22 protein-coding genes are annotated in these 23,233 nt (G+C 65.1%); 13 read left to right on the forward strand and 9 right to left on the reverse strand.

Annotated features, from left to right (window positions below; all coding sequences use genetic code 11):
• Window positions 1–2 precede the first annotated feature (2 nt).
• A complete protein-coding gene (locus tag C7455_RS02885; protein WP_109666123.1) occupies window positions 3–521 on the reverse strand; it encodes a component of SufBCD complex in 519 nt (172 codons plus the stop codon).
• 183 nt (window positions 522–704) lie between these two features.
• Here C7455_RS02885 and hemB point away from each other — a divergent pair, with 183 nt between their 5' ends.
• The 9 genes from hemB (at window position 705) to C7455_RS02930 (ending at window position 11,386) form a co-directional block, all read left to right on the forward strand.
• A complete protein-coding gene (gene hemB / locus C7455_RS02890) occupies window positions 705–1,697 on the forward strand; it encodes a porphobilinogen synthase (RefSeq protein WP_109666125.1) in 993 nt (330 codons plus the stop codon).
• 135 nt (window positions 1,698–1,832) lie between these two features.
• On the forward strand, window positions 1,833–2,390 hold the full coding sequence (locus C7455_RS02895; RefSeq protein ID WP_109665234.1) for a lipid-binding SYLF domain-containing protein: 558 nt from the start codon (window positions 1,833–1,835) through the stop codon (window positions 2,388–2,390).
• A 74-nt stretch (window positions 2,391–2,464) separates the two neighbouring features.
• The gene (locus C7455_RS02900) at window positions 2,465–4,948 is read left to right on the forward strand and encodes a penicillin acylase family protein (RefSeq protein WP_109665241.1); all 2,484 of its coding nucleotides are present in this window, start codon (window positions 2,465–2,467) and stop codon (window positions 4,946–4,948) included.
• A gap of 73 nt (window positions 4,949–5,021) precedes the next feature.
• A complete protein-coding gene (locus tag C7455_RS02905; protein WP_109665247.1) occupies window positions 5,022–5,888 on the forward strand; it encodes an ATPase in 867 nt (288 codons plus the stop codon).
• 92 nt (window positions 5,889–5,980) lie between these two features.
• Window positions 5,981–7,897 carry a hypothetical protein gene (locus C7455_RS02910; protein ID WP_109665252.1) on the forward strand — a complete coding sequence of 639 codons (1,917 nt, stop codon included), beginning with the start codon at window positions 5,981–5,983 and terminating at the stop codon, window positions 7,895–7,897.
• A gap of 30 nt (window positions 7,898–7,927) precedes the next feature.
• Window positions 7,928–8,872 carry a homoserine O-succinyltransferase gene (locus tag C7455_RS02915; protein WP_109665258.1) on the forward strand — a complete coding sequence of 315 codons (945 nt, stop codon included), beginning with the start codon at window positions 7,928–7,930 and terminating at the stop codon, window positions 8,870–8,872.
• The gene (locus tag C7455_RS02920) at window positions 8,869–9,816 is read left to right on the forward strand and encodes an alpha/beta fold hydrolase (protein ID WP_109665261.1); all 948 of its coding nucleotides are present in this window, start codon (window positions 8,869–8,871) and stop codon (window positions 9,814–9,816) included. The genes C7455_RS02915 and C7455_RS02920 overlap by 4 nt, the downstream gene beginning before the upstream one ends.
• Window positions 9,817–9,873: 57 nt before the next feature.
• On the forward strand, window positions 9,874–10,764 hold the full coding sequence (ppk2, locus tag C7455_RS02925; protein WP_109665263.1) for a polyphosphate kinase 2: 891 nt from the start codon (window positions 9,874–9,876) through the stop codon (window positions 10,762–10,764).
• A gap of 4 nt (window positions 10,765–10,768) precedes the next feature.
• Window positions 10,769–11,386, forward strand: coding sequence for a TetR/AcrR family transcriptional regulator (locus C7455_RS02930; protein WP_109665265.1), 618 nt, complete (start codon window positions 10,769–10,771; stop codon window positions 11,384–11,386).
• A gap of 61 nt (window positions 11,387–11,447) precedes the next feature.
• On the opposite strand, the gene C7455_RS02935 is transcribed toward C7455_RS02930, so the two are convergent.
• The gene (locus C7455_RS02935; RefSeq protein ID WP_109665267.1) at window positions 11,448–13,019 is read right to left on the reverse strand and encodes a helicase HerA-like domain-containing protein; all 1,572 of its coding nucleotides are present in this window, start codon (window positions 13,017–13,019) and stop codon (window positions 11,448–11,450) included.
• Window positions 13,020–13,457: 438 nt separating this feature from the next.
• Between C7455_RS02935 and C7455_RS02940 the strand changes: the two genes are divergently transcribed.
• Window positions 13,458–14,114, forward strand: coding sequence for an invasion associated locus B family protein (locus C7455_RS02940; protein ID WP_109665269.1), 657 nt, complete (start codon window positions 13,458–13,460; stop codon window positions 14,112–14,114).
• Between the two features lie 73 nt (window positions 14,115–14,187).
• Here the strand turns inward: C7455_RS02940 and C7455_RS02945 are convergent, their stop codons facing one another.
• Genes C7455_RS02945 through C7455_RS02960 form a run of 4 tightly spaced genes read right to left on the reverse strand, consistent with a single transcriptional unit; the run spans window position 14,188 to window position 18,439 of the window.
• Window positions 14,188–15,399: a beta-ketoacyl-[acyl-carrier-protein] synthase family protein gene (locus tag C7455_RS02945; RefSeq protein WP_109665271.1), complete on the reverse strand. Its 1,212-nt coding sequence runs from the start codon at window positions 15,397–15,399 to the stop codon at window positions 14,188–14,190.
• A 6-nt stretch (window positions 15,400–15,405) separates the two neighbouring features.
• Window positions 15,406–15,675 carry an acyl carrier protein gene (locus C7455_RS02950; RefSeq protein WP_109665272.1) on the reverse strand — a complete coding sequence of 90 codons (270 nt, stop codon included), beginning with the start codon at window positions 15,673–15,675 and terminating at the stop codon, window positions 15,406–15,408.
• 31 nt (window positions 15,676–15,706) lie between these two features.
• Window positions 15,707–16,804 carry a UDP-3-O-(3-hydroxymyristoyl)glucosamine N-acyltransferase gene (gene lpxD / locus C7455_RS02955; protein WP_109665274.1) on the reverse strand — a complete coding sequence of 366 codons (1,098 nt, stop codon included), beginning with the start codon at window positions 16,802–16,804 and terminating at the stop codon, window positions 15,707–15,709.
• Window positions 16,805–16,840: 36 nt separating this feature from the next.
• Window positions 16,841–18,439, reverse strand: coding sequence for a L,D-transpeptidase family protein (locus tag C7455_RS02960; protein WP_109665276.1), 1,599 nt, complete (start codon window positions 18,437–18,439; stop codon window positions 16,841–16,843).
• A 444-nt stretch (window positions 18,440–18,883) separates the two neighbouring features.
• Between C7455_RS02960 and mepK the strand changes: the two genes are divergently transcribed.
• The 3 genes from mepK (at window position 18,884) to msrA (ending at window position 20,536) form a co-directional block, all read left to right on the forward strand.
• A complete protein-coding gene (gene mepK / locus C7455_RS02965; RefSeq protein WP_109665278.1) occupies window positions 18,884–19,441 on the forward strand; it encodes a peptidoglycan L,D-endopeptidase MepK in 558 nt (185 codons plus the stop codon).
• A 133-nt stretch (window positions 19,442–19,574) separates the two neighbouring features.
• Window positions 19,575–20,024 carry a peptide-methionine (R)-S-oxide reductase MsrB gene (gene msrB, locus C7455_RS02970; protein WP_109665280.1) on the forward strand — a complete coding sequence of 150 codons (450 nt, stop codon included), beginning with the start codon at window positions 19,575–19,577 and terminating at the stop codon, window positions 20,022–20,024.
• Complete coding sequence (msrA, locus tag C7455_RS02975) at window positions 20,021–20,536, forward strand: peptide-methionine (S)-S-oxide reductase MsrA (protein ID WP_109665282.1); 516 nt, start codon at window positions 20,021–20,023, stop codon at window positions 20,534–20,536. Before msrB ends, msrA begins: the two co-directional genes overlap by 4 nt.
• Before the next feature lie 54 nt (window positions 20,537–20,590).
• On the opposite strand, the gene C7455_RS02980 is transcribed toward msrA, so the two are convergent.
• The 3 genes from C7455_RS02980 to C7455_RS02990 all read right to left on the reverse strand — a co-directional run bounded on the left by C7455_RS02980 (window position 20,591) and on the right by C7455_RS02990 (window position 23,221).
• Window positions 20,591–21,271 (reverse strand): hypothetical protein, encoded by a 681-nt coding sequence (locus C7455_RS02980; RefSeq protein ID WP_109665284.1) that lies wholly within the window; start codon window positions 21,269–21,271, stop codon window positions 20,591–20,593.
• Window positions 21,243–22,754 (reverse strand): PucC family protein, encoded by a 1,512-nt coding sequence (locus tag C7455_RS02985; protein ID WP_109665286.1) that lies wholly within the window; start codon window positions 22,752–22,754, stop codon window positions 21,243–21,245. The genes C7455_RS02980 and C7455_RS02985 overlap by 29 nt, the downstream gene beginning before the upstream one ends.
• Before the next feature lie 131 nt (window positions 22,755–22,885).
• A complete protein-coding gene (locus C7455_RS02990; RefSeq protein ID WP_109665287.1) occupies window positions 22,886–23,221 on the reverse strand; it encodes a light-harvesting protein in 336 nt (111 codons plus the stop codon).
• Window positions 23,222–23,233 lie beyond the last annotated feature (12 nt).

A 23,233-nucleotide genomic window follows, 5' to 3' on the forward strand; every position in this document is an offset into this window, starting at 1 on the left:
CATCAATACAGGCGGCTGACGCTCACGTTGACATACATGCCCCAAAGGGCGGTCACGAAGATGAAGACGATCCCCACACCCTGCACCAGAAGGCGGTGGTTGCGCAGGCGGATGGCAAGGTTCTCGAACCCGGTGTCGCGCAGCACCATCGCCGTGCGCACCGACAGCGCCGTGACAAGGATCAGCGGCAAAAGCAGCAAAACGAGCGCCTGACAGAATTCCACCCTGTAACCCCAGCCCAGAATGACAAGGGACGTGACCACGAAACACGAGGCCGCCACCATTGCGATGCCGGAAAGCTCTGCGAAATCAAGAATACGGCGGGCATTGATCTCGGCCAGCGCGCGCATGTCGCGCAGGCTGTCCTCATCCCCGCGGCGGGCGCGCTGTACGATGTGGAACGGAACCCCGAGAACCCAATGCGACAGGGTTGACCACAAGATAGCCAGAACGATCCAGTACCAGAGGTTCGAGAACGACCTGAGGTCGATGACCTGAGTGACGAGGTCGAGGAAATCCAAAGCGCGCGCCGCCCGATCGTTCGTTTGTGTTTTTCTGGGCGGCACCATAGGCGTGCCCCGCGCCGGTTTCCAGCCCTGCAATGCAGCGCGGGCCGGGGCTCGCCGGGACAACCTGCACCCTTGCCCTTGGGCAAGCCGCATGCCACCGAATGGGCCTCTGATGTCGCACAGAAGGCGCTCACGATGCCCCAGGCCCCGTTTCCGATGACCCGACACCGCCGCGTCCGCGCGACACCCGCCCTGCGCAATCTTGTGCGGGAAAGCGAATTGAGCGTGAACGACCTGATCTGGCCGATCTTCGTCCGCGACGGGGTGGGCATCGAGGAACCTGTGGCCTCCATGCCCGGCGTTCTACGCCGCTCGGTCGACAAGATCGTGGAGGCCGCGCGGGAAGCGGCCAGCCTCGGCATTCCGGCGATCTGCCTGTTCCCCTATACCGACGCGCGCCTCAAGACCCAACTATGCGAAGAGGCCTGGAACCCCGACAACCTGTCGAACCGGGCGATCAAGGCGATCCGCGATGCGGGGATCCAGATCGCGATCATGACCGACATCGCGCTCGACCCCTACAACATCAACGGGCATGACGGGATCGTGCGGGACGGCGTCATCGTGAACGACGAGACGGTGGACGCGCTGGTCAAGATGGCGCTGGCGCAGGCAGAGGCCGGGGCCGATATCCTGGGTCCGTCGGACATGATGGACGGGCGCATCGGCGCGATCCGCGCAGCACTCGAGACCGGGGGGCATCAAGGTGTGACGATCATGTCCTATGCGGCCAAGTTTGCCTCGGCCTTCTACGGTCCGTTCCGGGACGCCGTCGGCGCCTCGGGCGCGCTCAAGGGCGACAAGTTCACCTATCAGATCGACCCGGCCAACCGTCTGGCCGCGCTCAGATGCGTCGAGCGCGACCTGATGGAGGGCGCGGACATGGTGATGGTCAAACCCGGCCTGCCCTATCTCGACATGGTGCGCGAGGTGAAGGACCGTTTCGGCGCGCCGACCTATGCCTATCAGGTCTCGGGCGAATACGCGATGATCGAGGCGGCGGCGGCCAATGGCTGGATCGCGGGCGACAAGGTGATGCTCGAAAGCCTGATGTCGTTCCGGCGCGCGGGCTGCGATGGTGTGCTGACCTATTTCGCCCCAAGGGTTGCGCGTATCCTCAACGGGTAGCGGATGGTCGGCGGGAAGCCGCCAGCGCTTGTGGTTTTCAGGTGACAGACGAGACCTTGCGGCGTATCGTGCAAGCCAATGCGCAGGCGATTGAATGACCTGCACCCAGAGGCATCCGGCAAGAGGCAACCCACCATGAGCACCCTGACCCGTCGTCATTTCGTGATAACCGGCGCATCCCTGCCGTTTGTGGCGGCCTGCGGCAACGGCATCAACTCGGACGGATCGCAGCGCATCGACGCACGGGTCAATGCCGCGCAGGAATTCATGTTCCGCGAGGTGCCCGGTACGCAAGATCTGGCCCGCGATTCCCGTGGCATGCTGATCATGCCGCTGATCACCGAGGCAGGGTTCGGATTTGGCGGTTCTTACGGCCGTGGCGCGCTGCGGATCAACGGGGCGACGGTCGATTATTACTCGGCAGTTTCGGGCACATTCGGCCTGCAGATCGGCGCGCAGCAATACGCCCATACCCTTTTCTTCATGACCGACGAGGCCTTGCAGAGCTTCCGCACCTCGCCGGGCTGGGCCGTGGGTGCCGACATGCGCTATGCCGCAATCGATCAGGGCGGCAATCTGGGCGTGGACACCACCACCCTGAGCGATCCGGTCATCGCGGTGATCTACGGCCAGGCCGGTCTGATCATCGGCGCCACGCTTGACGGAACGCGCTACACCCGCATCCTGCCCTGACGGGGGCATGACACCGCCTTGCAATTCCCGGGGCATCGGATAGCACCCCGCTGTGAAACCCCGCGCGAGGCCTGATGTCCGTTCTTCTTCGCTGGCTTGTCCGATTGGTCGCGCTCGCCGTGGCGCTGCTTGTCTGCGTCGTGCTGGCGGTGTGGTGGATCGGTGGGCGCTCGATCCCTGATTATGGCGCCACATGGACGGTGCCCGGCCTGACCGCGCCGGTCGAGATCGTGCGCGACACTGCCGCCGTGCCGCATATCTTCGGCGCAACCGACCACGACGTCTATTTCGGCCTGGGTCTAGCCCATGCGCAGGACAGGCTGTGGCAGATGCTGACGCTGCGCCGCACCGCGCAAGGCCGGTTGTCGGAACTTTTCGGCGAACCGACGTTGCAGATCGACGACCTGCTCAGGCGGCTGGACGTCTACGCGTTGTCCAGCGCCTCGGTCGATGCGCTCGACCCAGAGACGGTCGCGGCGCTGCAGGCCTATTCCGACGGGGTGAATGCTTGGCTGGGACTGGTCGGGTCCGAAGCCCTGGGCCGCGGGGCACCGGAACTGTTCTTGTTCGAGCCCGAGATCGCGCCTTGGCGGCCCGCCGACAGCGTGGCGGTCAGCTTCATGATGGCGCTGCAACTGGCCGGCCACCATGAGGAAGAGGTTTTGCGCGCGCGCCTGTCGCTGGCACTGGACGATCCCGCGGGTCTTGCCGATCTCTTGCCCGACGCCCCGGGGGGCGGTGTCGCGGAACTGGCCAGCCTGCCCGCCTATCCCGATCTCTTCGAAACACCCGCGTCGCGTTTTGCGCAGGCCGCCGCCGCGCCGCGCCATCCACTCCACCCCCATGCCCAGGGGCGCGGACGGGCGGGTGCCTCGAATGTCTGGGCCGCGACACCGGCGCGCGCGGCCGCATCCGGGACGCTTTTGGCCAATGACCCGCATCTGGGGCTGACCGCGCCGACGATCTGGTATCTGGCCCGGCTTGAATTGCAGGCGGGCGGCGTCATCGGCGCCACGATCCCCGGCATGCCGGTCATCCTGGCGGGCCGCAACGACCGGTTGGCCTGGGGCATCACTTCGGCCTATCTCGACGACATCGACCTCTATGTCGAGGAACTGAACCCCGAGAACCCCGAGCAATACCGCACACCAGACGGATGGGCGGAATTCCGCACCGACCGCCGCGTGATCGAGGTGGCCGACAGCGCCCCCGTGACCATCACCCGGCGCTGGACCGAGAACGGCCCCGTCATTCCGGGTGTGCATTACGATTTCGGCACCATCACGCCCCCCGGTCATGTCATGAGCATGGCCTGGACTGCGCTGACCGAGGATAACACCTCGATCCAGACCGGCCTGCGCCTGATGACCGCCTCCACCATCGAGGAGGGGCTGGCAGCGGGCGAGGATTTCGTGGCCCCCGCCCAGAACCTGATGCTGGCAAGCGCCGACGGGCGCATCGCCATGCAGGTGATCGGCCACATGCCTTGGCGGATGACGGCGCATCAGACGCAGGCGCGCATGCCAAGCCCCGGCTGGATCGCGGACAATCGCTGGCAGGGTGTCACGCAGTATTTCGCCAACCCATCCTTCGTCGATCCCGAAACCGGGATCCTCGGCAACACCAACAACCGGACGGTGGACCGCGCATTCCCGCTCCATGTGTCGTTCACCTGGGGTGACACGCAACGAATCACGCGGCTCTCGCGGCTGATGGAGGCACGCGAGGTCCATACCCGCGACAGCTTCATCGAGGCGCAGCTTGACACCGTGTCGGCGGCTGCGCGCAACATCTTGCCGCTGGTCGCCCGTGACCTGTGGTTCACCGGCGAAACTGCGCCCGACGGCACCCCCGAACGCCGTCGCCAAAGGGCGCTGGCGCTGCTTGCGGAATGGAACGGCGAGATGAACGAGCATCTGCCCGAACCGCTGATCTATGCCGCCTGGATGCGCGAATTGCAGCAGCGCCTGATCCGCGACGAGATCGGGCCGCTGGCCGACGAATTCCTGCAGGTCGAACCGATCTTTCTGGAACGCGTGTTCCGCGACATCGGCGGGGCCAGCCGCTGGTGCAACATCGTGCAATCGACCGCGACCGAGACCTGCACCGACATCGCGCGCATGGCACTGGACGATGCGCTGCAATGGCTTGAGGAACGATACGGCCGTGACCTTGCCAGCTGGCGCTGGGGCGCGGCGCATGAAGCGCGGCATGACCACCCTGTGCTGGGCAACACGCGGCTGTTGTCATGGATCGTGAACATCCGCCAGCCGACCTCGGGCGGGGATTTCACGCTCAACCGCGCCGCCACACCCGGCACGATGCCCGACCCGTTCCTCAACACCCATTCCGCGGGCTACCGGGGGGTCTACGATTTCGCCGACCCCGACAGTTCGGTCTTCGTCATTGCCACCGGCCAGTCGGGCAATCCGCTGTCGCGCCACTACGACGATCTGGGCGAGTTGTGGCGGCGCGGCGAATACATCCCGATGTCGCTTGATCCCAATCTGGCGCGCGCGGGCAACATCGGGATCACCCGACTGGTTCCCGTGCCTTAGGGTGCGCCATCCCTTTCAGTCGCCAGACCGCTGCGCTACATCACATCCCGACCCTCATTGGACAGGCCGCGCCATGCCGCTACTCTACGACAGTCCCAAAGCTTGGGTTGACGCCCCGGAAAAATGCCTTGCCGTCTTCGGCATGTCGGGCCTCGGCAAGACACGGCTGGCCAGCCTTCTGCGCGCGGCGGGCGGCTGGTATCACTATTCGATCGATTACCGCATCGGCACGGCCTACATGGGCGAGCACATCAACGACAATCTCAAACGGCAAGCGATGCAGGTGCCACTGCTGGCCGAACTGCTGAAATCGGACTCGATCTATATCGGATCCAACATCAGCTTCGGCAATCTTGCGCCCCTTTCGACATATCTGGGCAAGCCGGGCGATGCGGCCAAGGGCGGCCTGCCTTTCGACGAATACATGCGTCGGCAAGCGCTGCACCGCCGGGCCGAGATCAACGCGCTTCTCGACACGCCCAATTTCGTCCACCGCGCCCGCGATCTCTATGGCTACCCGCATTTCGTGGCCGACACAGGCGGGTCGATCTGCGAGGTGGTGGACCCCGAGGATGCGCAAGACGAGGTGCTCCGCACAGTGTCGACCCATAGTCTGATGGTCTGGATCGAAGGCCCCGAAAGCCATACCGAGGAATTGATCCGCCGTTTCGAGCGTGACCCCAAACCGATGTATTACAAGCCGGAGTTCCTTCTGCCGCTGTGGCAAGGCTGGCTGTCGGAACAGGGCGAGACGGCGGAAACCGCCGACCCCGACGCCTTCATCCGATATGCCTACCGCCGCGCCATGGCGCACCGCGCGCCGCTTTACGCCGCGATGGCAAAGAACTGGGGCGTCACCGTCACTGCCGCCGAGGTGGAGGCCGTACGCGACGCGCAAGATGCGCTGGCCATGGTCGCGGCCGCCCTCGCGCGGCACTGAGCCGGAAATCTGCTTGCGAGAATCGAGGTTGTCGGACAGCCTCAATGGGCCGTGGCTGTCTTTGTGCGGGCGATGATCCGAGTGCTGTGCCCATGAGTTTCCATTCGGTCGCCACAGCGATCGCGATCAGTGTCATGGTCGCGCTCCTGCCCGGACAGGGGTTTTCCCAAGGCGCCGACGACTGGACCCGCTGGGGCTTTGCCACCCGCTGTATCGCGACGGCGGAAGGGACCGAATTGTCCATCATTGCGCGTGGTGGGGTGGCGGGGTTCGACTGCACATACATCACCCTCGATCCCACATCCGGCGAGCCTGTCACCCTCATCGTTCCAAGGGTGACACGCGACGCGATTGCAGATGTCGCGCAGATGGCCGGGCGCTGGTATTTCAACGGCGGCCTGACCCATGCCCCCGCGCTGCGCCGCGCGGGCGATCCCGGGTTGACGCAGCAGATCGCCATGTCCACCGCACTGGGTGGCTTACCCGATGTGCGGATCGGCCCGCTCGACGATGTGATCGAGGATGTCGTCGCCTTTCTCATCATGATCGACCCTGCCCCTGTCACAGACGACGGACACGGGCGCGAATCCGCGGTGCTTGGGTTCTATTCGCCCGCCCTGAAGGCGCTGGTCGTCGACATGGGCTTTGTGCGCGACGCGGACGGGGCGGTCGGGGCAGTGCCCGATGCAGCCTATGATACAATCGCACATGAATTGTTCCACGCCATAAGCGCCGGCTCGCCTGTCGCCAGCACGCCCGCCGCCTTCGTGGAGGAGGGGCTCGCCGAGGCCTTGGGAAACCTGTTCGCGGAGGATGTTCTTGGCTTCGCGGCCGTGCCGTCGCGATGGTCGACGCGACTTGACACACACCGCTACAGTCGGGCGCCGTTGATGTCGGTCGAGGATACTGACCCCTACGACACGGCGGCCTTCTGGCGCTACGTCATTCAAGATGTTCACGGTCGGCGGTTTGGCCCGATCAACGATCTTCTCGCGGGGGGGTATGACCTCAATTCCGGCACGGGCGGGGCAGCGGGCGTGGACGCTTGGTTGCGGGCGTCGACGGGGGACGGGCTTTTCGTGCATTGGCGCCGCTTCGTGGGGCGCCTGTCGGGGTCGGTCACCGGGACGCCGATGATCGATCAACAGGTCGGCTGCACCCAGCCTGTATTCACGCCCGATCCCGACGAACCCGATCGCCGGTTCGCCTATGAGCATCCCGGCGGTGCCGATACCGCCTACATGCTCGACTGCCTGCGCCTGCAACTGCCCGCGCCGGGGTTCGAGCGCACCATGTGGGTCGAGGGGCTGGACGGAAATCCCTACGGGGAAGCTGTCGAAATCTTCATGAACGGGTTCGAAATCCGGAACCAGTTCTTCGACATTCCGCCGGGGGAAGCGCAGCGCGAGTTGGTCGTGATGCCCAACGACACCAGCGACCCGGTCGAGCCTGTATCGATCGACAGGCCCGGTTTCAGGATCGTGGTCGAGGCGCCGACGCGCGGCTGCATGGGCGCGAACGATCTGGCCGATATTCCTGCGGATCTGGCCGACAGGCTGCGCGCGCGGTCAGGCATGTGGGGCAATCTGGCCGTGACCGAAGGCGAGAACATGATCGGTGCCGAATGTTTCGACAATGGCATCTTCGTCAACGACAGCGCGGCGCCGCCGCATGAATTCACCTATGAGCGAGGCGCCTTGGTGGATCGGTTCCATCGCCTGATCCCCCAACCGGACGTGGCCGAACACACCGCCCTGCAGGGTCATGCCGAAACCTGTGGTCCGCGGATGGTCGAGAATGACGGCACGATCCGCCGCGCGGAGGATTGGGTGAACGACACCGCCGGGCCGACGGATTACTTCCTTGTCGAGGATCGCGCCAGCGGCGCCTGCATCGGTGTTGCCTACATGACCGATGAGCGCATCGTGATCGGCCTGCAACCGCTGTTCACGACGGCCGGGCTGGAATTCTGGGAAGGTCTGCTTTACGTCCGCTCGGGCGCGCGCTGAGCACGCCCAAACCCGGACCAAAGACCGCCCATGCCGATCAAGCTGCCCTCCTCCCTGCCCGCCTTTTCCATCCTCAAACGCGAGGGTGTCCAGGTCATGGGTGCCGAGATGGCCGACCGGCAGGACATCCGGCCGCTGCGCATCGGATTGCTGAACCTGATGCCGAAAAAGATCCAGACCGAGACGCAATTCGCCCGGCTGATCGGCGCCTCGCCCTTGCAGGTGGAACTGTCGCTGATCCGCATGACGGACCACGAGACGCGCAACACCGCCGCCGAGCATATGGAGGCGTTCTACCGCCCCTTCGCCGAGGTCGCCGCCACGGGCGAGAAGTTCGACGGTCTCATCATCACCGGCGCGCCGATCGAGCATCTGCCGTTTGAGGCCGTGACTTATTGGGACGAGCTGCAACAGGTCTTCGATTGGACCCAAACCCATGTCCATTCGACCTTCGGCGTCTGCTGGGGGGGCATGGCGATGATCAACCATTTCCATGGCGTCGAAAAGCATATGCTGACCGCCAAGGCATTCGGCTGTTTCCGCCACAGGGTTCTGCAGCCCGCTTCGCCCTATCTGCGCGGGTTCTCGGATGATTTCATCATCCCAGTAAGCCGCTGGACCGAGATGAAACAGCCCGAGATCGACGCCGTGCCGGGGCTGATGACGCTTCTGGCCTCCGATCAGGTCGGCCCCTGTCTGGTCGAGGATCAAGATCATCGGGCGCTCTACATATTCAATCATTTTGAATATGACAGCGACACGCTGAAACAGGAATACGACCGCGACGTGGACGCAGGCACCGCGATCAACGTGCCCGTGAACTATTACCCGGGCGATGACCCAGCCCGCGCGCCGCTCAATCGCTGGCGTAGCCATGCCCATCTGCTCTACGGCAACTGGGTGGCAGAGGTCTATCAGACCACGCCCTTCGTCATGGCCGAGATCGGGCAACGTTCGACCGACTGGCGGACATGAAAGTCCTCTTGATCCTTGTCGGGATTGTGGCGGTCTTCTGGGGCGTGACCCTGTGGAAGGCGGCGCGCCACGAGGCGCGCGCGCAGGCAGACTATCCGCCGCTGGGGCAGTTCGTGACGGTGGGTGGCGCGCGGCTGCACCTGTTGCAGGTGGGCCAAGGCCCCGACATCGTGCTGATCCATGGTGCCAGCGGCAACATGCGCGATTTCACCATGGATCTGGTGGGGCGCCTGTCGGACCGCTACCGGGTCACCGTGGTGGACCGGCCCGGCCTTGGCCATTCCGACCGGCTCGACCGCGACGGGGCGACGATCTTCGAACAGGCCGACGTGTTGGTGGCTGCGGTTGCGCAACTTGGTGTCGAGCGGCCTCTGGTGCTGGGCCATTCCTATGGCGGCGCGGTCGCGCTGGCCTGGGCCACGCGACACCCGGAGGCGACGGCGGGTCTGATCTTGCTCGCCGCCGCCTCGAACCCGTGGGAGGGGCCGCTGTCGACCTACTACCGCGTGCTGTCGCACCCGCTGGGGCAGGCTTTGGCCGTGCCGATCCTGACGGCCTGGGTGCCCGACCATGTGGTGACCGACACCATCGCCAGTGTTTTCGCCCCGCAACCGACGCCCGAGGGCTACGACCAGTACATTGGCGCAGGCTTGACGCTGCAACGCCGCGCGCTGCGGGAAAACGCGCTTCAACGCGCGGGCGTTTTGGCCGAGGTGCGGCAGATGGTGCCCGATTACGCGGCCCTCGACCTGCCGGTGGAGATCTTGCACGGCGATGCCGATACGACCGTCTGGGCCTCCATCCATTCCGAGCCGCTGGCACGCCAGATCGCGGCGGCCAACCTTGTGGTGATGGCGGGCGTCGGCCATTCGCCGCATTTCGCCGAGCCTGAAACGGTCGTGGCCGCCATCGACCGCGCCGCCGCGCGCGCCGGATTGAACTGAGGGGGGCAACCCCCTAATGTCAAAGCGCATAACATATCGAGCAAAGGCAGGCCGCGCATGAGCGTTCCCTTCGTCGGAGACATCACGGATTTCTACCAGAACCACGCGCCCAGAGATGTGCACGCGGCGATCCGCGATGCCAAGAAGGACAGCGTGCTCAGCCCCTCCTTTCCCTACCGTCACCGGATGGACAAGGACGCGTACGAAGATCAGCTGGCGCGGTTGCAGATCGAACTGGTGAAATACCACGCCTGGGTGCGTGACACTGGCCAGCGCGTCGCGGTCGTGTTCGAAGGGCGCGACGCCGCCGGCAAGGGCGGCGCCATCGCGCGGGTGCGCCAGAACCTGAACCCCCGCGTGGCGGGCGTCGTGGCCTTGTCCAAACCCACCGACCGCGAGGCCGCCCAATGGTATTTCCAGCGCTACATCCACCACCTGCCCGCGAACGGCGATATCCGTCTGTATGACCGGTCCTGGTACAACCGCGGCGTGGTCGAACATGTCTTTGGCTTCTGCACCCCCGAGCAAAGGCAGGTCTTCTTTCGCCAGCTTCCCGATTTCGAGCGGATGCTGGTCGATGACGGTATCCGGCTTACCAAGATCTGGCTCAACGTGGGCCGCGCGGAACAATTGCGCCGGTTCCTCGACCGCGAGGGCGATCCCCTGAAGCAATGGAAGCTGTCGTGGATCGACGTCGAGGGGCTGAAACGCTGGGAGGCCTATTCCGATGCCATCTCGGAGACCCTGACGCTGGGCCATACCAGCCACGCGCCCTGGACGGTGATCCGGTCCGACGACAAGCGCCGCGCGCGGCTGGCGGTGATCCGGGCGATGCTGTGCGACGTGGCCTATGACGGAAAGGACGACAGCGTGGTGGGCCGCCCCGATCCGATGATCTGCGGCGGACCCGAGATGTGGACGGATCATTCCAGCCCTCAGGCTGACTGAACGGATGACCAAACGCGGCTATCATCACGGCAACCTCAGACAGGCCCTTGTCGACGCGGCCCTGCACCTGATCGAGGACAAGGGGCCGACCGGCTTTACCCTGTCGGAGGCCGCCAAGACCGCAGGCGTCACCCCTGCCGCCGTCTACCGCCATTTCGAGGGGCGCGAGCAGCTGATCGCGGAATGCGCGCTGCAGGGCCATGAGATCTTTGCCGATCTGATGGAGCATGCCTTTGCCAAGGGGCAGCCTTCGGCGCTGGCGGCTTTTGAGGCGACCGGGCGGGCCTATCTGGCCTTTGCCCGCCGCTTTCCGGGGCATTATATGGCGATGTTCGAAAGCGGCACGGCCGTGAACGCGACCCCTGAACTGGCTGCTGCCGCTGGGCGGTCGCGCGCGGTGCTGGAACGCGCGGCGGAGGCGCTGTCGGAACATATACCGCCTGACAAACGTCCGCCGCCCGCGATGTTCTCGGCCCATATCTGGGCGATGAGCCACGGGGTGGTGGAACTGTTCGCGCGCGGTCGACCCGGCGCGCAATCGCCCTTTCCGCCCGAGGATCTGCTGGAGGCGGGGATCGGGATCTACCTGCGCGGGCTTGGATTGATCCGGCCCGACAGTTAGGGGGCGCTGCCCCCGTCGCCTGCGGCGCCTCCCCCGGGATATTTATGAAACAAAGAAGCGGTCAGCGGCTCCGGAAGAGGCCGCCGAGCACGCCCCGCACGATGGCGCGGCCGGATTGCGTGCCAAGCTGACGGGCGAAGCTTTTGGCGAAGGCCTCTCCCACGCTGTCCGAGCGCGACGAGGAGGAGGAGGACCGGGCGCGCGATGCGGGCGTGGCCGGGGCGCTCATGACGCGGGTTCCGCTGTAGCGGCGCGCGGAGGTGAATTCGCGGGCGGGCTCCGGTGCTTGGGCCGTCATCGCCTGTTCGGCCTCTGCGGCCTCGCGCGCGGCTTGGGCGGCGCGGGCCTGCAAGATCTCGAAGGCGCTCTCGCGGTCGATCACGGCGTCATACTTGCCCGCCAGCGGCGACAGGCCGATGAGCGCAGCGCGTGTCGCATCGGCGATCGGGCCCAGATGGCTGGAGGGCGGGCGGATCAAGGTGCGTTCCGCCATGCCCGGAATGCCCTTGGCCTCGAGCATGGAGGTGACGGCCTCGCCGGTGCCGACCTCGCGGATGGCGGTCTCGATATCAAGCCGAGGGTTGTCCCTGTAGTTGCGCGCGGCCTGTTTCAGATCGGTGCGGTCCTTGGCGGTATAGGCGCGCAGCGCGTGCTGGACGCGGTTGCCCAGTTGGCCGAGGATGGTTTCGGGCACGTCCGAGGGGTTTTGCGTGACGAAATAGACCCCCACCCCCTTGGACCGGATAAGGCGGGCGACCTGTTCGACCTTGTCGACCAGTGCCTTGGGGGCATCGTCAAACAGCAGATGCGCCTCGTCGAAGAAGAACACGAGCTTGGGCTTGTCGGGATCGCCCACCTCGGGCAATTCCTCGAAGAGTTCCGACAAGAGCCACAGCAAGAAGGTCGCGTAAAGCCGGGGCGAGCCCATCAGCTTGTCGGCGGCAAGGATGTTGATGCGGCCCGCGCCGGTGGCATCGGTCAAGAAGAGATCGGCGAGATCCAGCGCTGGCTCGCCAAAGAGCCGGTCGGCGCCTTGCCCCTCCAGCACCAGAAGCCGCCGCTGGATCGCCCCTATGGAGGCCGGTGCGATATTGCCGTAGCGCAGGCCCAGATCGGCGCGCGCCTGTCCCACGAAGGTCAGCAGCGCCTGCAGATCCTTGAGATCGAGCAGCGCCATCCCCTCTTCGTCCGCGACGCGGAAGGCGATGTTGAGAACGCCTTCCTGCGCCTCGCTCAGATCAAGCAGACGCGACAGCAAAAGCGGACCCATCTCGCTGACGGTGGTGCGCACCGGGTGGCCCTTTTGGCCAAACAGGTCCCAGAAGGTCACCGGACAGGCGCGGTAGCCGAAATCACTGAGCCCGATGGTGGCCGCGCGCGCGGTGAAGGCGCCATGCAGCTTGCCCGTCTCGCTTCCCGCCTGCGCAAGGCCCGCCAGATCGCCCTTCACATCCGACAAGAACACCGGAACACCGGCTGCGGAAAACCCTTCGGCCAAAATCTGCAGCGTCACCGTCTTTCCGGTCCCGGTGGCGCCCGCGATCAGGCCATGGCGGTTGGCATATTTCAGAAGCATGTGCTGGGCGGTGCCATAGTCTTCGCCGCCGCCGCCGATGAAAATGCCGGTGTCCATGATCCGCCTCCGAAAATGCCTTCGCGGCACAATACAAAATTAACCCTTCTGCGCCAGAGTGAAGAGGTGCCGCGCGCGGGTCGCGCGGTGCGGACTTCCTCCCTGTCAACTGGCCGCGCCCGGGCTTTGGGCGCGGTTTTTTCCTGCACCTTCGACCGGTCGAAAAAAGGTCCGCCCCGGCCCGATTGGATGGTTGACGGATGCGGTGGTCTGACATAGCGTCCCGTCCAGAACGTCGGCCAGTCCGACAGGGAGAAGAAAAAAAATGCAAAGGGTCCGGGTTTTCGGGCCCTTTCGCTTTTTTGGAACGGCGGCCAACCTAGGCCGGCAAAGCCCCGCCAATCCGCCTCGTAACTGTCGATTTTGACCCTGACAGCGCCCGCGCAGCATGGTAGCGACTGGCGCGACCATATCGACGCCGCGAAAGGATAACCGCGCATGTCAGTTCAGAAATCTGTTCGCATCCCCTTGGTGGCAACGCTTGTGGCCGGGTTGATCGCACTGCCGATGACAACCCTTGCCCAGACCGAAGCCGCCCCTGTCGAGGATGGCCTTCCGATCGGTCAAGAAGTCCTGCCCGTGGGTCAGACCTATGTCGCCGAGACGCATGGCGATTGGGAAGTTCGCTGCATCCGGGCCGAGGAAGGCCAGCCCGAACCTTGCCAGCTCTACCAGCTCCTGCTCGACGAGAATGGCGGTGCGGTGGCCGAGTTCAATGTGTTCGACCTGCCCAACGAGGGCGAGGTCGTTGCCGGCGCGACCATCGTGACGCCGCTCGACACGCTGCTGACACCGGGCCTGCGCCTGCGGGTGGACACCGGCAACTGGGCCGAGTTTCCCTTTTCCTTCTGCCAGCCCATCGGCTGTTTCGCGCGGCTGGGCCTGACCGAGTCCAATCTGGCGTCCTTCCGTGCCGGTGGCGCAGCCTTCGTGGCTCTGGTGCCGCTGCCGGCCCCGGATCAGGTCGTTCAGCTGCAAGCCTCCTTGCGGGGTTTCACCGCCGGGTTCGCGGCACTCGAGGCCCGCAATGAGGCTGCCATCGCGCTCTTCGAACAGCTGCGCGCCGCCGAGGGACAAGCGCCCGCCGCGGATTGATCGGAACAGGTCATCATGACAACGCCCGCCCTGTCACGGGGCGGGCGTTTCGCGTTTCGGGGATCGCCGGGGGTCAGGGCGCGCGGCGCAGCGCCAGAACCGCGTTGAACCCGCCAAAGGCGAAAGCGTTCGACAGGCACGCCTCGACCTGCGCCTCGCGCGCCACATTTGGCACGACGTCGAGCGCGCATTCCGGGTCCGGTTCCTCGTAGCCGATGGTCGGCGCGATGATCCCGTCGCGCAGCGCCATGATGCAGGCCAGCAGTTCCACGGCACCCGTGCCGCCGATCAGGTGGCCGTGCATCGACTTGGTCGAGGAAATCATCAGGTTGTCGGCGTGGTGACCGAAGGCATCGGCGACGGCCGCGCATTCCACCTTGTCGTTGGCCGCCGTGCCGGTGCCATGGGCGTTGATGTAGCACACGTCCGAAGGGTTGAGTTTGGCGTCCCTGAGCGCGCCCGCGATGGTGCGCGCGGCGCCCTGTTTCGACGGCATCACGATATCTGCGGCATCCGAGGTCATGGCGAAGCCCACCACCTCGGCCAGGATCTGGGCACCACGCTTGCGGGCGTGTTCGTATTCCTCGAACACAAAGACCGCCGCACCCTCGCCCTGCACCATGCCGTTGCGGTTGGCGCTGAATGGGCGGCAGGCGTCCTTGGACATGACGCGCAGACCTTCCCAGGCCTTGATGCCGCCAAAGGACAGCATCGCCTCGGAGCCGCCCGTGACCATGACATCGGCGGCACCGCCCCGGATCAGCTGAAAGGCCAGCCCCATTGCGTGGTTCGACGAGGCGCAGGCGGTCGCCACGGAAAAGCTGGGCCCCTTGAGGTTCCATTCCATCGAGACATGGGAGGCGGCGGCATTGTTCATCAGCTTGGGCACCACGAAGGGATGGACGCGGTTCTTTCCCTCCTCGTAGACGGTGCGGTAATTCTCGTCCCAGGTGTTGACGCCGCCGCCCGCCGTGCCCAGCACAACGCCCGAGCGCGCCGCCAGCTCGCCCGCAAAGGACAGGCCGCAGCCATCCAGCGCCTGCCGTGCCGCGATCAGGGTGAATTGCGTGAAACGGTCGTAAAGGGCGATCTGCTGGCGGTTGAACAGCGCCTCGGGGTCGTATCCCTTGACCTGACCGCCGATCTTGATGCTCAGCCGGTCGACGTCGCGCAGCTCCAGATCGGTGATGCCGCAGCGCCCTTCGCGCATCGCCTCAAGCGTTGCGGGCACATCTTGCCCCAGCGCATTGATCGTGCCCTGCCCGGTTATGACGACGCGGCGCATCGGCGCTCAGGCGCCCTTCTGCGCGGCGACCAGCCCCTCGACGGCGGCGATGATGGCAGCGACCGACGAGATGTCGAACTCGCTCTGGTCGGGTTCATTGGCGTTGAACGGCACCTGGATGTCGAAAGCCTCCTCGATGGCAAAGATCGATTCCACGAGCCCGAGGCTGTCGATGCCCAGATCGGACAACGTCGCCTCGGGTGTCACGTCACCGGGTTCCAGAACCGCCTGTTCGGCGATGATCGCGATCACCTTGTCCTTGACGCTATCGGTCATGCCTACACCCTCTTGCCATCTTGGGCGTCATCTACGGCGTCCGGTCCATCTTGAAAACGGCTTTCTGCAAGGCTGCGACCGTCTGGGCCAGACGCGGCAGGCGACGCAGCGCCTTGTACATCTCGACCTGCGTTTCCATCCGCACCGCCGGATAGCCCAGAAGCGCGCGGCCGGAGGGAACATTGGACAAGATGATGGTGGATGCCCCCGCCACCACGTCGGATCCGATCTCCAAATTGTCGGCGACGCCGGTCTGGCCGCCCAACACCACGCGGTCGCCGAGGGTGACAGAGCCCGCGATGCCGACCTGCCCGCACAGCAGACAGTCGCGCCCGATCCGGCAGTTGTGGCCGATATGGACCATGTTGTCGAGTTTGGTGCCGTCGCCGATGGTGGTGTCGGCCAGCGTCCCGCGGTCGATGGTGGCATTGGCCCCGATCTCCACATCGTCGCCGATCCGGACCGATCCCAGCGAATGGATGCGCGTCCAGCCCTGCGGGTCCACCGCCGCATCCGCCCGACCGAGGCTGGCGCGGGTGCGTTCCACCTGGCTGGTGTCGGGGGTGACAAAGCTGAACCCATCGCCGCCGATGACACAATTGGGCTGCAAAATGGCCCGGTCGCCGATGACGACCCGTGCGCCCACGCGCGCGCCTTGCAAGATCAGCGCATCATCGCCCAGTTCTGCACCTTCGGCGATGGAGACATGGCTGGCGATCCGGGCGCGCGCGCCGATCCGCACGCCCGCGCCGATCACGACGAAGGGGCCGATGGCAGCCCCCTGCCCGATCACGGCTGTCGGGTCGATCACCGCGCTGGCGTGGATGCCGGGCGCAATCCGCGGACCGGGGTCCATCGCGCGCGTGACATGGGCCATGGCGATACGCGGCCTTGGTGCCACGATGGCGGCCTCCAGCCCCAGCGCACGCCAATCCATCCCAGCCCCGATCACCGCCGCCCGCGCGTGGCCCGTCGCAAGCGCGGCGACATAGCGCGCGCTCATCGCCATGGCCAGATCGTCAGGGCCGGCAAGGCCCGGCTCGGCCACGCCGGTCACGACGATGCTGTCATCCCCCAGCGCCTGTGCGCCCAGAGAGGCCGCGATATCCCTGATGCTGTAGCCTGCCATATCATCCCCGCGCCTCTGGTGCCGCGGGGACAGGGTTTAGCTGGATGCCTCGGGCATGACCACCCCAAGCGCCTGCACAGCCTGCGACAGCCGCGCATTGCGTCCGTAGATATCGTTGCGGAACTGGATGTGGCCATCCGATTCCACCCAGGCCGTCAGGTAGGTCAGGTGCACCGGGATATGCACATCGAGGTGGACATAGGTTTCCTCGCCGGTGGCGCGGATGCCCTGGAACAGGCCGACCGGATCGTCGGTCTGGCGCTCCAGCAGGTGATAGGCGAACTCATGCGGGTCGGCCAGCCGGATGCAGCCCGAGGAATAGGCGCGCACGTCGCTGTTCATCAGGTGTTGCTCGGGCGTGTCATGCAGGTAGATCGCGTGGCGGTTCGGGAACATGAACTTGACCGTCCCCAGCGCGTTGCGCGGCCCGGGGGGCTGGCGCAAGTCGAAGGGAAAGTTGTTCACAGTGTAACGGCTCATGTCGATGCTGGCCGGGTTCACAGGCCGCCCGCCTGCGAGGAGCTGCATGTAAGTGCCGCGCCCGGCAAGGATGCCCGGAATATAGCTGCGTTGCGCGATCGATCGGGGCACATACCACGACGGGTTGATGACCATATGCTCCATCTCGTCCGAGAACTCGGGCGTCTGGCGGTCGCGCGCGCCGATGACCGAACGGGTGATAAAGGTCACCTCGCCATCATCGATCACACGGGTGTGGAAATCGGTCAGGTTCACGAAGATCAGCCGGTCATGGACTTGCCCGTCATTGAGCCAGCGGTGCCGTTCCATCGACAGCACGATCTCGTTCCAGTGATCCTCGATCGAGCGGTTCACGGCGCGGATCGTCGCCTCGCCTGCGATGCCGTCGGCGGTGATCCCGTGGTTGGTCTGAAAGGCCACAACGGCCGCCTGCAACGTGCTGTCGTATTCGGCCGTCGCTGAGCGGTCCAGATAGCCCATGCGCATCAGGCGGTTGCGCAACTGCACCACCGCGGGACCGGCATCGCCCGGACGCAGGCTTCCGGCCTGGACGGTCGGACCGTAGCCGCCATTGGCGGCCAGATCCTCTAGCTCGAACTTGGTACGCATCAGCCGCGTGTAGCCCGGCGTCTGCGGCGGCAGCTGCGCCATGTACTGGTGCGGGTTGCTGTCGAGGAATTCCGTCATCAGCGCATAAGGGTCGCGGTGAGGCTGATCCTGAAAGATGTCGGGAATGATGGTGGAAGGGTCTAGGAACCCGCCATGCACATCTTGCGCGTATTGCAGGAAAATGCGGCTCGCCATCACATCGGCCTGACCGCGCAGCCACGGGTTGGTGGCGTCGCGGAAGGCTGCGCGCAGCGCCTCGGTCTCGTAGCGGGCGACGGGCAGGCCATGCGCGCCCGCCTGCTCCAGTGCGCGCAACAGGGCGTTGCGGCGGTCGGCGGCCTCGGACACGGTCCAGACCGGTTCGAAATCGCGGTCTCGGTAGAACGCCACCAGCGCCTCATCGGCCGCTGCAGCCTCGGCTATGGACTGCCGCAATGCCGAAAACGCCTGCGCCGATGCGGGCACTGGCAGCACCATCGTCAGAACGACGGGGGCCAGCGCAAGCGAGGCTGCGACGAGCGTGGAGCGGGCGAAGGATAATGGCATCGGCGACGTCCTGTAACGGGAATTTCGGGCGGAGCAAAATAGTTATCACTATTCTTTGAGGGAAAAAACCGTGCTGTCCATTCACTTTGTCGAAAGTTTTTTCCCTTAGCTTCCATCATGCAACGGTGGATTTCCCGCCATGGCGCGGCCTTGACTCTGATCCGAGGTCCGGACCTTTGACAACCCCGGTGCGTGGGGGCAACCGGGTCGAAACCCGGCAAGTGGCGGCATATGCAGGGATTTCGATTGCCGTCGAATCGGCAAACCGGCGAAATTTCGCCGAAACGCGGGGGGTGGAGCTGGCTGTGCACAACTCGCACTTTCAGAAATGTTTCGTTTGTGTCATCCAACACACAGCGCCTGAGGGGATGGCACGCAATTTGAAGGTTCCGGCACAAGGAACTCGCGGGACATGAACGGGCAAAAGATGGGGCAATCTGACCAATGACGACGATAAACTTTACGCGCCGCTCCTTGTTGCGCGCGTTCGCGGCTACGGCTGTGGCAGCGGCGCCGGTGATGGCGAATGCCACGGGCCTGTTGCGCGGCGCAGGCGATATCCGCCGGATCACCATGTATAACGGTCGGGCTGGCGAAACGATTAACATGATCTATTGGATCGAGGGTGACTACATCGCCCCCGCTCTGGAAGAGATCAATCACTTCATGCGCGACTGGCGCAACGATCAGGTCCACAGGATCGATCCGCGCACCATCGACATCATGACGGCAGCCCACCGTCTGCTCGAAACCTCCGAACCCTACATGCTCCTGTCGGGCTACCGCAGTCCGGAAACCAACGCCATGCTGCGCAGCCGGTCCTCGGGCGTCGCGCGCAATTCGCTCCACATGCAGGGCGAGGCGGCGGATCTGCGGATCAACTCCCGCTCGGTCAACCAGATCTTCAACGCCGCCCGTGCCTGCAACGGTGGCGGCGTGGGGCGCTATGCGCGTTCCAACTTCGTTCATATGGATTGCGGCCCGGTGCGCAGCTGGGGCTGACCCGCACGACACTCCGTTTTCGCCCGACCTTACCGCCCTGCGTGCCCCCGCAGGGCGTTTTCATGTCGGCCTTCCATTGGACAGGCGGTGCCTGCGACCCCATATTGCCCCTATCTTGTGATCAGGAGCGACCATGACCCGCTACACCAAGGACCCGGACGCGATTGCCCGGCTTACGCCAGAGCAACACCGCGTTACACAAGCCTCGGGCACCGAACGGCCCGGCACAGGCAAATACCTGCATAACAAGGCCCCCGGCATCTATGTAGACATCGTCTCGGGAGAGCCGCTATTTGCCTCTGCCGACAAATATGAAAGCGGCTGCGGCTGGCCCAGCTTCACCAAGCCGATCGAGCCCGCCCATGTGACCGAGCTGCGCGACATCAGCCACGGAATGATCCGCACCGAGGTACGCTCGACGCATGGCGACAGCCATCTGGGCCATGTCTTTCCCGACGGGCCGCGCGACCGCGGCGGCCTGCGCTACTGTATCAACTCGGCCTCGCTCCGCTTCGTCCACCGCGACGACATGGAGGCGGAAGGCTACGGCGATTATCTGGATCAGGTGGAGGATGTGGCATGAGCGACCAACATGAGCGCGCGGTTCTGGCCGGCGGTTGTTTCTGGGGCGTGCAGGAGCTGATCCGGCACAAACCCGGCGTGATCGCCACCCGCGTGGGCTACACCGGCGGCGACGTGCCCAATGCGACCTACCGCAACCACGGAACGCATGCCGAGGGGATCGAGATCATCTTCGACCCCAGCGCGATCAGCTACCGCGAGATTCTCGAGTTCTTCTTCCAGATCCATGACCCGACGACCCCCAACCGGCAGGGGAACGACCGTGGCATGTCCTACCGTTCGGCAATCTACTATGTCGACGAGGCGCAAAAGGCCTGCGCGCTTGACACCATCGCCGATGTCGAGGCGTCGGGACTATGGCCCGGCCGCGTTGTGACCGAGGTGGAGCCGGTCGGCCCGTTCTGGGAGGCGGAGCCCGAGCATCAAGATTACCTGCAGCGCATCCCCCACGGCTACACCTGCCATTTCGTGCGCCCCGGCTGGGTGCTGCCACGGCGCGCGGCGGCAGAATGACCAAGAAAAAAGGCCGGGCACCTGCCCGGCCTTCTTCAAGACGGTCGAAAGCGTTCAGCGACGGGCCGACAGGCCCCGAAATCCGAGCTTTTCGAAAATGCGCGGATGGCCCGACATCACCGATGACTTGTGCGGCGTCGAGACCGACCGGGACGAACTGAGGAACAACCGCCCGCCCGAGATCACACGCGACGGACGCGGTTTGGCGCTGAGCAGCGGGCGCGGCCAGAACCCGCGCGACATGTAGCGCGTGCCCTGCATCACCGACAGCTTGTAATCGCGGCGACGCGACACGGTCGGGAACCCGAAGACGTCGGACATGCGCCAACCTGCCCAGCCCGATCCGACGTAGTCGTCCCGCGTCATCATGAGCGGATGCTTGGGCAAGATGCGCGGCGTCTGCATGTCGAGGTCGGCGACCTCGCGGATGTATTCGTTGCACTTGCCCCGTCCTGCATCGATCCACGCCTCGCTGTCGGCGACGGTCATGGCGACGCGGGCAGCCCCGAAAGGCGTGACAGGTGCGCGACAGACCAGCAGCGCCTGCCCGGCCTTCATCGCGCGCGCATAGGCGGCGGTTGCGGCCTCACCGACGCGGGCGGCCGCGATCAGCCCGGCATCGGGCGTCGTGATGACCGACAGGGTGCTTTCGGGAAAGCCTTTGGCGCGCAACTGGTCTGCGACGCGCGTCGCGGTATCGACCGTATCATAAAGCCGTGAGACGACGGTGGTCATGTGGCTCTCCTCCTGAGGGCCGCCTGTCTGGCGGCGTGGGGTCACTGGGCACAGCGTAGGGATCCGGTCCATCCTTGCTGCAGGTATAGCTCATGGTCTGGGAAAGTCTCGCCTGTTTGCGGCGCAGCGCAAAAATGGCCACAACGGCAGCCAGCAAAAGAGCCAGCTCCAGAGTGAACACTGGCGTATAGGCCGCCTCGGGGCGGAAGGTGTCGGCATTTGGCAGCGTCAGGATCATGTCGCGAAGAATCCCGCCAAGCGCCACCGCGATGCCGGCCGCCGTGGCCTGAACCGCACCCCATGCGCCAAGGGCCAGCCCCACCTGCGCGCGCGGCGCGCTGCGCATCGTGGCCGTCAGCGTGCCATGGCCGAACAACCCCGCACCAAGCCCGGCAAAGGCGGTGCCGATCACGAACATCGACGTCTCGCCCATCGGGCCTGATCCGATGATGAGGGCAAAGGCCGGTACGCCGATCAAGGCCCCCCACCACGCCACGTCCAGCGGATCATGCCCATCGAGCAATACCTTGGACGCAATGGCAAATCCCACCAGCCCGCCGCCCGCCAGCACGGCGGTCAGGCGCGTGGTCGCGGCCACCGACAGATCTAGCACCTGCCCGCCATAAGGTTCGAGCAACACATCGGCCATGCCGAAGCCCATGGTTCCCAAAGCGATGACGATCAAAAGACCCACCGCCGTCCGCCCGCGCACGAACAACCGCCAGGCGTCGATGAACTCGGGATGGGTCTCCACCCGGTTGGCACGGGCACGGTCGCGCGGCTCTTGCTTCCAGAGGGCGATCAGGTTCAGCGCCACGGTCACGACCGCCGCCCCCTGCACCACGCGGATCAGCCTTCCGGGCGTGTAGTCTTGCAACAGCCAGCCAAAGATCAGGGCCGAGGCGATCATGCCCAAAAGCAGCATGACATACATCAGGCCCACAACCTTGGGTTGATCCTCGACCTCGACCAGATCGGTGGCAAGCGCCAAACCCACGGTCTGCACGGTATGCACACCCGCCCCCACCAGCAAAAAGGCAAGTGCGGCCGCCGATTGGCCAATCCAGGGTGCGGCATCCGCCGCTTCCCGGTAACCCGACAACACCAGAAGCGCGAAGGGCATGATGGCAAAACCGCCGAACTGCAGCATCGTGCCTTTCCAGATGTAGGGCACGCGCCGCCAGCCAAGCGCGGATGTGTGGATGTCGGATTTGTAGCCAATGAAGGCGCGGAAGGGCGCAAAGACCAGCGGCAATGCAATCATCAGCGCGACAAGCGAGGCGGGAACCGACAGTTCCACGATCATCACCCGGTTCAGCGTGCCGACCAGCAGCACCAGCGCCATGCCGACCGTCACCTGGAACAGCGACAGGCGCAGCAGACGCGACAGCGGCACGGCCTCGGTCGCGACATCGGCAAAGGGCAGGAATCGCGGTGCGATGCCCTGTATCTTGCTGAGCGCGGTACTGCGGAGGCTGGCCATCAGGGTCTTACGTCCATTCCGCCATTGTGCGTCATCTGTCCGGGGGCGGGCCGGATTCGAGTCGGGGGTGCGGGATCAGCCGCGGCCTCCGACCCGTTTGTCACGGTCGTTCGGCATCAGATCAGCCCCTGTTACCGCAATGCGGCCTGGGTCAGATCATCCACCACCAAGGTCGCGGTCCGGCCATCGGGCAGGATCACGCGCAGCGACTGGCTGCCGTCGGCATTCGCTTCGATATACATCGGGAGCGTGGCTGCCGCCTCACCCGATGCCGGAACGATTGCGCGCTCGGTGGCCAGAGCAGCGGTCTCACCACCGGCCGAACTGCCGGAGAGAAAATCCGCAACCCAAGTCGTGTTGGTCAGCACCGCCACATGGACGGCGAAAGACCCCACGGCCACGGCACCGAGGAACAGGGGAACGCCCACGGTCGGTTTGACCACGAGCCACATCTTTGCGTTATTCATGATGTGTTCCCT

Origin of the sequence: Roseicyclus mahoneyensis (assembly GCF_003148775.1) — a bacterium.
GTDB lineage: Bacteria > Pseudomonadota > Alphaproteobacteria > Rhodobacterales > Rhodobacteraceae > Roseicyclus > Roseicyclus mahoneyensis.